This is a genomic window from Bacillus gaemokensis (genome assembly GCF_001590835.1).
GTDB classification, from domain to species: Bacteria; Bacillota; Bacilli; order Bacillales; family Bacillaceae_G; genus Bacillus_A; species Bacillus_A gaemokensis.
On record NZ_LTAQ01000023.1, the window covers coordinates 126,004 to 138,208 of the forward strand.

16 protein-coding genes and 1 riboswitch are annotated in these 12,205 nt (G+C 34.3%); of the genes, 8 read left to right on the forward strand and 8 right to left on the reverse strand.

The genetic code is table 11. The annotated features are described in order from the left end of the window. The first annotated feature begins 640 nt into the window (after nt 1–640). On the forward strand, nt 641–826 hold the full coding sequence (locus AZF08_RS17635; protein ID WP_051725703.1) for a hypothetical protein: 186 nt from the start codon (nt 641–643) through the stop codon (nt 824–826). Nucleotides 827–919: 93 nt separating this feature from the next. Here AZF08_RS17635 and AZF08_RS17640 read toward each other — a convergent pair whose 3' ends face one another. Continuing rightward, entirely contained in the window at nt 920–1,648 is a 729-nt protein-coding gene (locus AZF08_RS17640; protein WP_033674102.1) for a YqcI/YcgG family protein, read from the reverse strand. Nucleotides 1,649–1,914: 266 nt separating this feature from the next. On the opposite strand from AZF08_RS17640, the gene cspB reads away from it, so the two are divergent. Further along, nucleotides 1,915–2,112, forward strand: coding sequence for a cold shock-like protein CspB (gene cspB / locus AZF08_RS17645; protein WP_033674105.1), 198 nt, complete (start codon nt 1,915–1,917; stop codon nt 2,110–2,112). 121 nt (nt 2,113–2,233) lie between these two features. After that, nucleotides 2,234–2,482 (forward strand): DUF2564 family protein, encoded by a 249-nt coding sequence (locus AZF08_RS17650; protein WP_033674106.1) that lies wholly within the window; start codon nt 2,234–2,236, stop codon nt 2,480–2,482. 31 nt (nt 2,483–2,513) lie between these two features. Here the strand turns inward: AZF08_RS17650 and AZF08_RS17655 are convergent, their stop codons facing one another. The 3 genes from AZF08_RS17655 to AZF08_RS17665 all read right to left on the reverse strand — a co-directional run bounded on the left by AZF08_RS17655 (nt 2,514) and on the right by AZF08_RS17665 (nt 4,001). Next, entirely contained in the window at nt 2,514–2,690 is a 177-nt protein-coding gene (locus tag AZF08_RS17655) for a zinc-finger domain-containing protein (RefSeq protein WP_063177328.1), read from the reverse strand. A gap of 12 nt (nt 2,691–2,702) precedes the next feature. Further along, nucleotides 2,703–3,362: a ribonuclease H family protein gene (locus AZF08_RS17660; RefSeq protein WP_033674107.1), complete on the reverse strand. Its 660-nt coding sequence runs from the start codon at nt 3,360–3,362 to the stop codon at nt 2,703–2,705. Between the two features lie 153 nt (nt 3,363–3,515). Then, nucleotides 3,516–4,001, reverse strand: coding sequence for a QueT transporter family protein (locus AZF08_RS17665; protein ID WP_033674108.1), 486 nt, complete (start codon nt 3,999–4,001; stop codon nt 3,516–3,518). A 6-nt stretch (nt 4,002–4,007) separates the two neighbouring features. Beyond that, nucleotides 4,008–4,052: riboswitch (PreQ1 riboswitch) on the reverse strand. Nucleotides 4,053–4,183: 131 nt separating this feature from the next. Between AZF08_RS17665 and AZF08_RS17670 the strand changes: the two genes are divergently transcribed. From AZF08_RS17670 to AZF08_RS17680, 3 genes are all read left to right on the forward strand, one after another. Further along, nucleotides 4,184–5,056, forward strand: coding sequence for an aldose 1-epimerase family protein (locus AZF08_RS17670; RefSeq protein WP_033674109.1), 873 nt, complete (start codon nt 4,184–4,186; stop codon nt 5,054–5,056). 89 nt (nt 5,057–5,145) lie between these two features. After that, nucleotides 5,146–5,532, forward strand: coding sequence for a reverse transcriptase-like protein (locus AZF08_RS17675; protein ID WP_033674110.1), 387 nt, complete (start codon nt 5,146–5,148; stop codon nt 5,530–5,532). Nucleotides 5,533–5,545: 13 nt separating this feature from the next. Next, complete coding sequence (locus tag AZF08_RS17680) at nt 5,546–6,451, forward strand: DMT family transporter (RefSeq protein WP_033674111.1); 906 nt, start codon at nt 5,546–5,548, stop codon at nt 6,449–6,451. A gap of 2 nt (nt 6,452–6,453) precedes the next feature. Here AZF08_RS17680 and AZF08_RS17685 read toward each other — a convergent pair whose 3' ends face one another. Further along, entirely contained in the window at nt 6,454–6,714 is a 261-nt protein-coding gene (locus AZF08_RS17685) for a DUF6123 family protein (protein WP_033674112.1), read from the reverse strand. A 246-nt stretch (nt 6,715–6,960) separates the two neighbouring features. On the opposite strand from AZF08_RS17685, the gene AZF08_RS17690 reads away from it, so the two are divergent. After that, entirely contained in the window at nt 6,961–7,521 is a 561-nt protein-coding gene (locus AZF08_RS17690; protein WP_033674113.1) for a cysteine hydrolase family protein, read from the forward strand. A 54-nt stretch (nt 7,522–7,575) separates the two neighbouring features. On the opposite strand, the gene AZF08_RS17695 is transcribed toward AZF08_RS17690, so the two are convergent. Beyond that, the gene (locus tag AZF08_RS17695) at nt 7,576–8,427 is read right to left on the reverse strand and encodes a GNAT family N-acetyltransferase (RefSeq protein WP_082246044.1); all 852 of its coding nucleotides are present in this window, start codon (nt 8,425–8,427) and stop codon (nt 7,576–7,578) included. A gap of 179 nt (nt 8,428–8,606) precedes the next feature. Between AZF08_RS17695 and AZF08_RS17700 the strand changes: the two genes are divergently transcribed. Next, nucleotides 8,607–9,062 (forward strand): MarR family winged helix-turn-helix transcriptional regulator, encoded by a 456-nt coding sequence (locus AZF08_RS17700; protein ID WP_033674115.1) that lies wholly within the window; start codon nt 8,607–8,609, stop codon nt 9,060–9,062. A gap of 314 nt (nt 9,063–9,376) precedes the next feature. Here the strand turns inward: AZF08_RS17700 and AZF08_RS17705 are convergent, their stop codons facing one another. Together AZF08_RS17705 and AZF08_RS17715 are read right to left on the reverse strand one after the other, a co-directional pair. Beyond that, complete coding sequence (locus AZF08_RS17705; protein ID WP_033674116.1) at nt 9,377–11,356, reverse strand: acetoacetate--CoA ligase; 1,980 nt, start codon at nt 11,354–11,356, stop codon at nt 9,377–9,379. Nucleotides 11,357–11,895: 539 nt separating this feature from the next. Continuing rightward, complete coding sequence (locus AZF08_RS17715; protein WP_006094338.1) at nt 11,896–12,036, reverse strand: FbpB family small basic protein; 141 nt, start codon at nt 12,034–12,036, stop codon at nt 11,896–11,898. Between the last annotated feature and the right edge of the window lie 169 nt (nt 12,037–12,205).

Below are 12,205 nucleotides of genomic sequence, written 5' to 3' on the forward strand. Positions count from 1 at the left end.
ACCATCGATAAACGTGAGGTACGGGAAATGAATAAATTATTTTTTATGAAATTCAAATCAAACAGCTAGAGAAGAATGAAAATGTGGTAAAAGTATCGGAACGTTCTATTACCTCCTACGCTGACTTTAACGTAAAGCTATGAAAAAAATCAGGGCGTGAAACGGCCTAATCAAGTATTCTTAGAGAATAGATTTGATTAGACATAGTTGAAAAAAATCCAAATAAATATTTAAAAAGCTAGAGAAATACGTATGAACAGTTTAGTGAAGAGAAATTCTACACACAACACCGTGGAAAAAGAAATAATGGTCGTCCTTCTACAAAAATGTTATCTTCCAATGACAAGTTAGAAAGAACAGAAGCACGTATTGCTTTTCTAGAAGCAGAACTTGAATTCTTAAAAAAGTTAGACAAACTCGAAAGGCAGGCGTTAAAGAAAAAGCGTTAGCACCACGTGAGAAAAAATATACACTCATTAAACAAACGAGTCGTCGCTTCAAATTCCCACGAATGGTACATTATTTTTGCGAACTAGCTGATCTGAGTCCAATTGGTTATTACGCTTAGCTTCATAAAATAGAAAGACGTATTGAAAAAGAAATGCGAATAAAACAATCTATGTCACGTAGGAGAAGCTGCTTGGATAATGCCCCGATAGAATCTTTTTTTGGTCATATGAACGATGAATTAGATTATAAAGATTATCAAATTTTTCAATCTCTTCAACGGATGATAGAAGAGTATAATTACGATCCGTTATCAGTGGACACTAAAAAAGATATCTCTGATACAATGCCGAAACCATCTTTTAAGTACTTATATTAAACGCCCCATTTTATAGGATACAGTTCAAATACACCCATTAAAATGCCCTTTTATATTCAAACTATACAAAAAAAGCCGTCTATACGACGACTTTCATTTATCTACTTTATGATGAAATGGACATTTCTCCTTAATTGGCTCGGTGTCATCTCCAATAAAATATTGTTTCCACTCCCTATGGTTTGGATCCCCATAATGACTAATATTCGGATGCTTCGGCAACTGATCCCACTTTTCAACTCGTTCCCTAACCATTTGTCTCGAATAGGAACCTTTTGGCCGATCTCCTTCTAATCCATCGAAAATAATTCGTGGTTGAAATCCAATAATAAGAGAATTCCCTAAATATCTTGTTTTTCTTTGTTTATAAGCAGGTGCATTTCCAAATGCAAACATTGGCTCTCCACCAAATGAAAACTCCCATAAGTAATGATCTGGATCCTGTGGAATTTCACTAGGCCATTGTTGTTCGTCTTCTTCGTGTAAATATTGTAGCACTCTCCAAAAATACCCTCGGTAATATTCAAGTGATTGCTCTTCACGTTCTGGTTCTACAAACAGAAAAAAACCTCGTCTTATAACTGGGCGTTCGTTCATCAAATGTAAAAAAGAAAGCATCGTATATGGTAAATGGCTCCAGTCATCATGGGAAAGAAACGAGTAACGAAGTTCATTTTTCTTTAAGGCTGTTAGGCCAAAGTAGCAGGGAAATGTCGCGTCTAATACTACGCTAGAAAAATTCCTAAACTCTCCCGAAATCCAATTTGGTATATCTTTCCTATTTTTCATTCCTTCATTATCTAATAAATACGACGGATTCATTCTCTCACCTCATTATGTACAGCATTCACTTAAACATATTAGAAAAAGAACTCGTCCTATACCATAAAAAACTTGAGCGGAAAATTATTTAAAAATACAAAAACATAAAATCGCTTACTTGACCAAATTCTACCATTTCATGTATATTTAAATTATCATTTAGCAGAATATTCAAGAATATAGCATTTTCAGTTTTATGAATTTGTAAATATTTCATCAAAATTCACTAAATGAAAAAGGAATCATTTTTTAGGAGGAATTGTAACATGCAAGGAAAAGTAAAATGGTTTAACAACGAAAAAGGTTTTGGATTTATCGAAATTGAAGGCGCTGACGATGTATTCGTACATTTCACTGCTATTCAAGGCGAAGGCTACAAAGCTTTAGAAGAAGGTCAAGAAGTATCTTTCGACATTACTGAAGGAAACCGTGGACCTCAAGCTGCAAACGTAGTAAAACTTTAATCCAACATATAACAGGAGGTTACCTTACTTAGGTAACCTCCTTTGTTATTCCTTTGTATATTTCCTTTTTACAGGGTAAAAACTATGTGAAATAAGGAAAAATATAAGGGAGGAATGACAAATGGGTTCACATGTAAATGATTTTGAAGAGGTAAAATTCCGCGTAGAAACAGCACAAAAAATGGTAGGTTCTGCAACAATCACAATGGATCCAGAATCGCTGCAACATGCAACAACAGCAGTCGAGTCTGCACGTTCTCAACTAGAAATAATGAAATCTGTTGCGACAGATTTAGATGAACCATTTTTAATAAATGAAGAAAAGAAACTAAGTCAATGCGAACATCAATTACACGAAGCTAAACATTAAAAAACATCCAGAGAACTCCTCTGGATGTTTTTTACGATAATTGCTCTCCATATTTCTTTAATTTTTCGCCTACCGTGCATTGCCGAATACAAAAAGAATGCGCGTAATATTTACTTTTTTCTTTTCTATAGTATTCCTGCACAAAACACCCTTCACAATACGTCTCTAATAAATCATTTACCTCTATAATGAGCTGCTTCTTATCCATCACCGCACCTCTCTATTCTACTATTTCCTTATGACTGTCGATTGCTGTACCTTCTAATGCTTGCGTAGCTAATTGATGTGCTTCTTTGTTTTGTTTTCTTGATATTGACTCACAGATAAGCTTCAATTTCATTTGCTTTGCTTTTTTTTCAATTTGATCTAAATAGTGATTCAGATGTTCATCATAGCACGGCCACTCTCCAGCTAATTGCTGAAGTACAACTTGAGAATCACCATGAAGCGTAACCGACTCATATGTAACACCTAATTCTTCTAATACATCCATTCCATATAATAACGCTGCATACTCTGCCTCATTATTATCATACATCCCTTCTATATAGGCATTACGACGAACTCGGTAAGTTTTCTGCCCTTTTTTATAATAAACACATATACCAAGTCCCGCTTCTTTCGTTTTGATGTCATATCCTCCATCAAAGTAAATGCTAATTTCTTGCGGCTCTTCTTCCACTTGTTTACTCAGCTTTTTCATTTCTTTTAGCGTCCATTCTGCTTCCATTTCATCGTAAAACACAAGTTCTTTTACTCGCCCTGTTTTCTCAAAATCCACTGCAAATTGAAGCACTTCTTCTATACTCATATAATCTGTTGTTAATTCTGTTTGAAGACCTTGTTTCGTTTTATATACCCAACTCATTTTATATTTCATATTGTTTTTCCCCTTATATAAGACTTCATACTTTTTATTTTATTATATTTTACCAAGAGCCACCGTATTATATTCGAATCAAAATTAGCGAGTCACGATTCATGAGAATACAAAAAAGAGTTACTACAAATTGTAAGCAACTCTCTCTACATTTTACATAAATCTCTTAAATTGTACTCGCTTATTAATCCAATACATAACCGGCATACCAATTGCCATCACAACAAATTCACCAGCTGCACATGTAAGCCAAGTAAGCAAGAATGGTAAACCAAATGCAAGATGAAGTTCAATCGCAATCATAAACATGGTAACTGTAAAGATAACTGTATTAAAGATCATACGTGCCCAAACACCTTTAATAAAGCGCATGGAAATAATAGTAGCGAGAAGCGCAAGAATCGATTGCCCTACTCCAAATACTAAATCATACGCAATCATAGGCGAGAAAAAGAGGTTTGTTAAAAATACTCCTAATACAATTCCATAAATCGATTTCTTATTAAATACAACGAGATGATTAAACATCTCCGAAATACGAAACTGTACACTCGTAAAGCCAAACGGCTGAATAAGCATAGAAACAGCAATATATAACGCCGCTAAAATACCATTACCAACTAATGTTTTTATATTCATAACAAAATCTCCTTAGTTTTTTTACGTGGGATGGTTTCGAACCACGTGATTCGTTTTTAAACAACAATTTTATATTGTACGCAATAGCCAACCATTCGTCAATAGATTCCTACCATCCACTACCCTTTTTTTCATAGACAACGTATAATAAAGCATATGAAAGATTTAGGAGGTTTCACTTCATGACAGCAACAATTCAAAATGAGAAAGTAATCGTTTCCATCTCTGAAAAAGGTGCAGAACTGCAGAGCGTTCGCTTAAAAGAAAACAACACAGAATATATGTGGCAAGGAGATTCAACATATTGGAGCCGCCGCGCACCGATTTTATTCCCTATTGTTGGTAGATTAGTGGATAATACATATTACGTAGATGGTAAACCATATTCATTAACACAACATGGTTTCGCTCGCGATCTTACATTTTTGGTAAAAGAGCAAAGTGAAACAAAGATCACGTATGTAGTCACTAGCAATCCAGAAACTTTACAAAAATATCCGTACGAATTTGAGTTACGTGTTTCTTATGAGCTAGACGAGCAAAATATACATGTTACGTATGAAGTAAGTAACCCTGCTTCAAAAGAAATGTTCTTCTCTATCGGAGCACACCCAGGATTCAACTGTCCTTTAGTAGAAGGTGAATCATTTACAGACTACTATTTAGCATTTAATGGATCTGAATATCTAGAAACAAGCGTTCTAGAAGGACCTTTTCTTTCAAAAGAAAAACAGCTAATCGCTGATAGTACAACAGAATTACCGCTTACATATGATTTATTCAAAAATGATGCCCTTATTTTTGAAAACATGAATACAAATGAAATTTCTATTCGCTCTCATAAACATAATAGGTTTGTAAAAGTAACATTTGAAGGCTTCCCATTCGTTGGTGTTTGGACACCAGAAAATGACGCTCCTTTCTTATGTATTGAACCTTGGTACGGAATTGCTGATGAAATAACACCAGCGAAAGAGTTTAAAGAGAAAAAAGGAGTGCAATCCTTACAAGCAAATGAAACATTTACATGTCGTTATAGCATTACAATTGGATAAATCATTTTCATAATTTTAACAATCTATCCCCTGCCTTTAAAAATTTCCGGACGGGGGATAACGCTATATAATAATGGGGGGCTTCAATTTTGATCGAAGTATATATTGATGGTGCATCAAAGGGAAATCCGGGCCCTTCTGGTGCGGGAGTTTTTATTAAAGGTGTACAGCCACCGGTACAACTATCACTTCCACTTGGAACCATGTCCAATCATGAAGCAGAATATCACGCATTACTTGCTGCATTAAAATATTGCAGAGAACATAATTATAGCATTGTATCTTTTCGCACAGATTCCCAGCTTGTTGAACGTGCTGTTGAAAAGGAGTATGCAAAAAACAAAACATATGCACCACTTCTACAAGAGGCACTGCTGTACATCGAGAAATTTGATCTTTTCTTTATAAAGTGGATTCCAAGTAGTCAAAATAAAGTTGCCGATGAATTAGCACGAAAAGCCATATTACAAAATTAACGGGGGTTTTAAAATGAAAAAAGAGTGGGTTGCTCCTCTTGCTTTATTATTTGTCTCCTTTATATGGGGAGCCACGTTTGTTGTCGTTCAAAATGCAATGTCATTTGTTGGTCCATTTACTTTTAATGGCGTTCGCTTTTTATTTGCTGGTATCATTTTATTATTCGTCCAAATTATTTTTACAAAAAAAACTTCAAAACAACAAATTCAACAGAGTAGTATTGCTGGAATAATCATCGGTTTCTTCTTATTTATCGGTTATTTATTGCAGACATTCGGCTTACTCTATACAACTTCTTCTAAAGCAGGATTCTTAACCGGACTTAGCATTGTTATGGTTCCAATTCTTTCATTTATCTTTTTAAAACAAAGGGCCACACCTTTCATCGTGCTCGGTATTACTGTTGCAACAGCAGGATTATATTTACTAACTGCTGGAAATGCTTTTCAATTCAACATTGGAGATATACTTGTTCTCGGCTGTGCAATTGCCTTTGCAGCGCATATTCTTATTAATGGTGTATTTTCTAAAAAAATATCACCTTTATTATTAAGTACATCTCAAGTATTATCTGTTGGGGTTTTCTCATCTGTCTGCGCTTTTTTATTTGAGGATTGGCAAAAATTATTTTCAATTTCTTTATGGACGAATGGTGCCTTTTTATTTGCTCTACTTGCAACATCCTTGTTTGCTACATCTATCGCATTTTTTATTCAAACATCTGCGCAAAAGCATACCTCTCCAACAAGAGTTGCCATCATCTTCGCAATGGAACCGGTATTTGCGGCATTAACAGGCGTTCTTTTCGCAAACGAGCAACTTTCTATTTCCTCAGTGCTCGGCTGCCTTTGCATTTTCTTGGGTATGATTTTTGTTGAACTTCCTGCAAAAACAAAAAAAGAAGCGCAGGCTACGTGAAGCTATGCTTGTAACTTCCGCATAAAAGCCTTTGCGCTTTTTTTATCAGTAATTTTTTCTTCTTTCAATCTTTCTAACAAAGCAACAAAATAACTACCATCAAACTGTAATTGATGTTTAATTGTCGCTTCAATCGCTGCGTTCACAATCCCATCAGATGCACCCGTATATCCTTGACCAAACATAATAAACCCTTGTGCTTCCTCCGATAATTTGAACCCTTTTGTATGTAAGAATGAAAGATAGTCTTGTACTGTTTGCATGCTGTTCCCACCTAATTTCAAAAAATTCTCCATTTCCTATCATACATGTTTTTAGGCTCTATGAGAATGAATTTTCTTTGACAATCTTTCTTGAATCCCCCCCTTATTTATATTGTAAGATATGGTGCGATGTGAAAATTAATAAAGGAGGAGTACACATTCATTTTATGTAAAAGAGGATTCTTCTATATTATCAAGAAATAAGTAAAAAGAGATACATAGATTTTAATAAGAAGGAGAGATTTAATGAAACAAGCTCTATTAATTATTGATGCTCAACAAGAACTTATTAACGGAAACGAACAAGAATCTGCAGTATTTCAAAAAGACGAATTATTAAAAAACATAAATATCGCAATTCAAAAAGCAAATCAATCAAATGCTCTCATTATTTTTGTAAGGGATACTGATGTTGCTTCCGGTGAGGGGAAAGGATTTCAAATACACGAAGAAATTAAAGTACCTCATGTAGCTCTAATCGTGGATAAAGAGGCAACCAATTCATTTTATAATACTTCTTTACATGCTATTTTAAAAGAAAAAGACATTAATCATCTTGTCATAGGAGGCTGCAAAACCGAACATTGTATTGATACTGCGGTTCGAACAGCAACCGTACAGGGATTTGATGTCACTTTAATAAAAAACAGCCACTCAACGACTGATTCTACCGTTTTATCAGCCCAGCAAATTATCGAACATCATAATAAAACACTACATGGTCATTATAATGTCGATCATTTTTCTATTGTTAGAGATGTCGAGGAAGATCTATTTTCTCCCATTCATGATCAATATCGGGAATAGTGAACTCTCATTTATAAATTAAAAGGATTCCTTTTTGAAAAAAGGAATCTTTTTTCATCCAAATATCTGCGCAGCAATTCCATACAATTCACCATTTCGTTTCAAAAGTTGATCGCCGTTTTTCATCATAATTGGCGGTTGATTCACTCTTTGAAAACCAGTTGTTTCTAACACTTTCATAAAAGCATCGTTCCCTTCTGGCACGTCAATTCTCAGTCTTCCGTTATAACCTTTTATCAAATGATGAACAACTTCAATTGCGATATTATCATTTGGTGCAACAATTGGTCCCACTATCCGATTTTCCGGAGTTTGTACACTCATTCCGTATCCTACAATATAATTACCTTTATCTTTTACAACTACACATTGCTGACATTGTTCGATTCTTTTCTTAATAAAATTACTCCTATTTACCCCAAACGCACCCTCATCTAATTTAACAATCCTACATAGATCTACTTCATCATACTCTACAAAAATATGGTTTTCAGTTCTATCATATTCTTTAGATACACTATACTGATTACATATGTATTTCAAAACATGACTAACAACTTGGAAACCTAATTTCTCATATAAAGGTTTCCCTTCTTCTGTAGCAATAAGCATAATAGGTGTCTTTTCTGAAACACTTCTTATGCAAGCCTCTGTAATTTTTCTACCAATTCCTTTTCCTTTATACTGCGGATTTACAATGACCATTCCTATAGACGCTAACTTCTCTCCATATAGGATGATAGCTGCACTGGCGATTATTTCCCCTTGCTTATTCTTTCCACCATATACAATTCCTGATTGAAAAATTGTTCTTATTTCTTCTGAACTATAATCCCATCCTACTGATTCAGATAAATTAATAAGATACGGTATATCTTTTTCCTCAATTCTCTCTATTGTCATCAATGTATTTCCTCCCCTTCTATTCGCAAAAATTAAAATCTCAACGCCTAAAAATGACGTAATATTAAAAATATTATCCGTTTTATATTTATTTTTTTCAAGATTCATTGCTTATCCATTGTATTTAGTTTAATATTGAACTATTCATAAATGAACTATTAGAAAGAAAGGATAGGTCAGTTATGCCGAATAACAACTTACAAACAGCCACAAAGGTTATGCAATCATTTTTAGCAATTCAAAAGACAACTGCAACATTCACACAACAAAATGCCGTTAGCTTAGGACTAACTGTATCCCAAATAGGAATTTTAAACACAATTTATGCCAAACCAGATCTTACTTTAAAAGCAGTCACAAAATTGCTGTCTTTGCCTAAAAGTACCGTCAGTGTAAGTATTGAGGGTCTCCTTCAACTCGGATTTATAGAAAGAGAACAATCTCAAGAAGATCGACGTGAAATTAAATTAAACATTACATCAAAAGGAAAAGAAGTCGTCCAAAAGTCTATTAAGAATTCATCTTCTTACCGCGCGATGGCAACCGCATTAGAAAAGATGCCTGAGGAAGATACCCAAACTTTATTACGTATTCATAGCCAGTTACTTTCTTATTTACAAGAAGTTGACTGTAAATAAGAAAGTAACACATAGAAAAAGGGCAAAAACACACGATATAATGTTTATTCCCTTTTTCTGTTCTCATTACTATGCCTTTTTAAATAATTGGAATGCAATTGAAATTTGAATTAGAAATGTTCTTGTTTTTCACAAAAATAGGAGTTCATCAAGTTTGCATCCCCCTACGATATTCCAATAACATGTCTTGGCATCTTCGTAAACTAACATCGCAACCATTTCTTCGGGGCTAGTTATCGTCGGTTTTCTACCATGGTCATCTACATAGAACACCAAAATGATATCACTCGCTCAATAGATAAACAAGAAAACTATTATTCTTGCTCATTGATAATTTGTGCTAAATCTATGAAGAATCTTAATGATTCAGGATTAACCATAGAACCTGGATTGACTACTTTTTCTGCCGGAAATCCTAGTAAAATTTTACGAATTGGGACTTCTAATTTTTTTCCACTCAATGTTTTCGGGATTTGCTCTACTACATAAACTTCGTCAGGAACAAACCGAGGTGAAACCTTTTCTTTTATTTCAGCTTTTATTATTTCTTTTAAGTTATCACTCATATCAACCCCAGGTTTTAACACGACAAAGAGCGGCATAAATGATTTTCGTCCAAGGAGCTCTAAATCAACCACTAAACTCTCCATAATATCATTTAAGGACTCAACTATACGATAGATTTCACTCGTCCCTAGGCGTACCCCTAGCCGATTGATGGTGGAATCTGACCGCCCGAAAATAACACAGCTCCCTTTATCATCAAATTTGATCCAATCACCATGTCTCCAAATCCCTGGATACATCTCAAAATAACTTTCAAAATAACGTTTATTATTGTCATCCCCCCAAAAATAAATAGGCATAGATGGCATCGGTTCCGTTATAACCAATTCTCCAACTTCATTAATAACTGAATTTCCCTCTTCATCAAAGGATTGTACGTGTGCCCCTAAAGAACGAGCTTGTATTTCTCCCGCGTAAACAGGCAATATAGGAGAGCCACCAACAAATGCAGTACATACATCCGTTCCTCCGCTCGTTGAAACAAGCCATACATCTGTTTTCACATTCTCATATACCCATAAGAATCCTTCTACAGGTAGAGGTGAACCAGTTGAACAAATAGATCTTAGCTTTGAAAAACTGTGTCTTTCTTTTGGCTCAATCCTGAATTTCATACAAGCACTTAGGAAACCGGCACTTGTACCAAAAAAAGTAACGCCAACTTCTTCTGCAAGATCCCATAATACATGTATACTAGGATAAGATGGGCTACCGTCATATAAAACAATCGTTCCCCCACTCAAAAGACCACCCACTAAAAGATTCCACATCATCCAGCCTGTCGTTGTAAACCAAAAAAACACATCATCTTGGGTAACACCCTGTTCAACTAATAATGTCTTAAGCTGTTCTAATAGTATTCCACCTTGACTTTGTACGATTGGTTTTGGCAACCCAGTTGTTCCAGAAGAAAATAATATCCAAAGAGGATGATCAAATGGTATCTTCTCGAAAACAAGTTCACACTCACCCTGTAAGATCTCATTCCAATACATTGTATGATTATTCAAAGCAGTATCACTACTGTTGATGTAGGGAATTAAAATCGTCTTCTTTAAGGTAGGCAGACTTAATTGAAGCTCTGAAACATTTGTTATTCTATTCTGAATTTTACCGTTGTAAGAATACCCATCAACCGCAAATAAAATCGTCGGTTCAATTTGCTTAAACCGATCAATAACGGTATCCGTCCCAAAATCCGGAGAACAGCTGGACCAAATAGCTCCAATACTGGCACATGCCAAAAAAGCAATTATAGTTTCAGGAATATTAGGCATATAAGCAACAACACGGTCCCCAGCTCTAACTCCTAATCCCTTTAGGGAATTTGCAACCATTGCCGTCTTTTCCTGAAGTTCTTTCCAGCTTATTTCTATTCTCGGAGTGATTTCTGATTGAAAAATTACTGCTGATTTATTTCCCCTACTACTTCGAAAGACATGTTCCGCATAGTTTAAAGTAGAACCAGTGAACCATTTTGCCCCAGGCATCTTTCTTGATTCCAAAACTTGATTATATGGTGTGTTAGAACTGACATGGCAATAATTCCAAATGCTTTCCCAAAATGATTCAAGTTCTTCAACAGACCATTCCCATAATTCTTTTTGATTTCCAAAAGATAAACCCTTCTCTTGTTTAAGCCATTTCATAAAAACACTGATACCTGATTTTTCTATTTGTTGCTGTGATGGCTCCCATAATAAAGCCCCTTCAGTAACCGTTTTCATTATTATTCCTCCTAAATTATCCATTTTTTATGAAGTAAATAATAACTATATACAGCATGTGTTCTTGAAAAACCTTTTTTCAAAACAGTGAAGCTAATTATTTAATAAAAATTCCTGCTAATACCTATTATTTAATTTAACCGTAATATCATAACGAATTATTTCTTTAATATTTCATTCAGCTCTTTCTGAAATATCATACTTTCTAAATTATTTTTTGCATTCTCTCCATATCATAATCCAAAATAAACTCTCTTACACCTGACTGAAACATAATCATGGCACCATACTTCTCTTGAAACCATTTTTGTTGTCTTAGTAACTTGAACTTTTTATTAACAATTCTTTTTTTGATGAAATACAAAGAATTAACTGCACGGCCATCTCTCCCATTAATTCCCCCACTTTTTCCCCTTCTTTCTATGTTACAAGCCCCTCTTGAAAGCGTTATCGATATATAGCGTTCCTATAGTATATATTCATATATAAAACCTCTTCAAACTATAAGTAAAGAGGTTTTACATAAAATTTCATCTTATTCAATTACTCGATACACGATACGATACATGCCTTTTTTCAATTTTCTCTTCTATTTCTCTTATGTTCTCTTTATCACTCAATAATAATTGTTTGTTCTCTATTAATAATTGTTTAAAGGATTTCCTTATTTTTTTTCGCATGTTTCTTTTCCTCCTTCACTATTACAAATAACTTATCAAAGGATTATTTATATAAAAGATAAGTGATTATCTGTGTAGTTTTATAATAAAAGATTCGTGTGAAATCTATTTGAATTCCAAATGAAAACTATGTATTTTTTCTGATAACTTTATTAATTAAAAGAAATGA

What these genes read in the sequence shown, in the direction of transcription:
- AZF08_RS17680 (WP_033674111.1), top strand. Translation starts at nt 5,546, where the DNA reads ATGAAAAAAGAGTGGGTTGCTCCTCTTGCTTTATTATTTGTCTCCTTT.
- AZF08_RS17655 (WP_063177328.1), bottom strand. Translation starts at nt 2,690, where the DNA reads ATGGATAAGAAGCAGCTCATTATAGAGGTAAATGATTTATTAGAGACG.
- AZF08_RS17715 (WP_006094338.1), bottom strand. Translation starts at nt 12,036, where the DNA reads ATGCGAAAAAAAATAAGGAAATCCTTTAAACAATTATTAATAGAGAAC.
- AZF08_RS17665 (WP_033674108.1), bottom strand. Translation starts at nt 4,001, where the DNA reads ATGAATATAAAAACATTAGTTGGTAATGGTATTTTAGCGGCGTTATAT.
- AZF08_RS17650 (WP_033674106.1), top strand. Translation starts at nt 2,234, where the DNA reads ATGGGTTCACATGTAAATGATTTTGAAGAGGTAAAATTCCGCGTAGAA.
- cspB (WP_033674105.1), top strand. Translation starts at nt 1,915, where the DNA reads ATGCAAGGAAAAGTAAAATGGTTTAACAACGAAAAAGGTTTTGGATTT.
- AZF08_RS17640 (WP_033674102.1), bottom strand. Translation starts at nt 1,648, where the DNA reads ATGAATCCGTCGTATTTATTAGATAATGAAGGAATGAAAAATAGGAAA.
- AZF08_RS17660 (WP_033674107.1), bottom strand. Translation starts at nt 3,362, where the DNA reads ATGAAATATAAAATGAGTTGGGTATATAAAACGAAACAAGGTCTTCAA.
- AZF08_RS17690 (WP_033674113.1), top strand. Translation starts at nt 6,961, where the DNA reads ATGAAACAAGCTCTATTAATTATTGATGCTCAACAAGAACTTATTAAC.
- AZF08_RS17685 (WP_033674112.1), bottom strand. Translation starts at nt 6,714, where the DNA reads ATGCAAACAGTACAAGACTATCTTTCATTCTTACATACAAAAGGGTTC.
- AZF08_RS17700 (WP_033674115.1), top strand. Translation starts at nt 8,607, where the DNA reads ATGCCGAATAACAACTTACAAACAGCCACAAAGGTTATGCAATCATTT.
- AZF08_RS17670 (WP_033674109.1), top strand. Translation starts at nt 4,184, where the DNA reads ATGACAGCAACAATTCAAAATGAGAAAGTAATCGTTTCCATCTCTGAA.
- AZF08_RS17705 (WP_033674116.1), bottom strand. Translation starts at nt 11,356, where the DNA reads ATGAAAACGGTTACTGAAGGGGCTTTATTATGGGAGCCATCACAGCAA.